This window comes from Pseudomonas sp. 18058, from assembly GCF_902706155.1.
Classification (GTDB): Bacteria; Pseudomonadota; Gammaproteobacteria; order Pseudomonadales; family Pseudomonadaceae; genus Aquipseudomonas; species Aquipseudomonas rustica.
The window spans coordinates 1-901 of the sequence record NZ_CACSJY010000120.1; the positions used below are offsets into that span (position 1 = coordinate 1).

At 56.3% G+C, this 901-nt stretch carries 1 protein-coding gene; it reads right to left on the reverse strand.

Features of this window, described 5'->3' with window-relative positions; all coding sequences use genetic code 11:
• On the reverse strand, nucleotides 1-584 hold a 584-nt coding region (locus GVL50_RS28425), incomplete at its 3' end, for a hypothetical protein (RefSeq protein WP_159815847.1).
• Nucleotides 585-901: the final 317 nt, after the last annotated feature.

Genomic DNA, 901 nt, shown 5'->3' on the forward strand with positions numbered 1-901 from the left:
CCACTAGCCGATTGAAAGAACGTCTGGTGTCCTGCCAAGTAGTAGATATTCGGGCCATATGCTCCGGTCTCACCCTCTTGGTCACGTTCACGAGCAATATTGGCGATCAAGCCGCAAAGCGACAAGGTTACGAGTGCCTTCCTCATATGGCGTTCTGGCACTCCCGTGCTCACGGAGATCTTCTCGTAGGAAGCCAACGTATAAGACTTGTAGTTGTCCCGACGAGCGGCTAGGTAGAGGTACACCTTGAGAGCATGCAGTTCGTGACGCGAGCGCAACGTCAGGTGCTGGAAGGGCGTGATCACCCCCTTGCTCACGATTGCCTGGCACGGAAGCTTGAACCAGCCAGGTAGCGAGTCGGCCAAGATGTACCGGCGCTTCTGATGCGAACCAATGCGGGTGATAAGCCGGAGCTGTTCCAGGCGCTCCAGGCCCTGCGCCACCATGCTCCGTGATCTACCGCCGATCGCATGCATCAGGTCTTCATAGCTGGCCGCTGCAACGCGCGAAGACACGGGCAGGTCCACCGAGTCTTTTTCAACAACCACTGTCTCAGCCATGAAGTGCAGGGCGACATAGAGCATGAGCGCGGCCGTGCTCGATGCCGGCGACAGATCTCCTTCACGTGCCCATCGCAGGTGGGGTAGCGCATTCAGTGTGACTGCAGAAGGGACACGATGCCAGTAGAGAGTCCTGATCATTTCCGCCCAATCAGGTAGAGGGCATAGCCCGCCACGGCGATCGCGATCACCGGAAGCAGTGCGTTCAGCAGTTGCACCAGCTGAGGCGTGTTCGCCGCAAGCCATCACAGTCTGAAAACAACGAGGTCTTCTTTCTTCATCACACGCCCTTTCGTTAAAGCAGCCTCGTTTGTAAATTTTTAGTTTGGATGTTTCTAGAT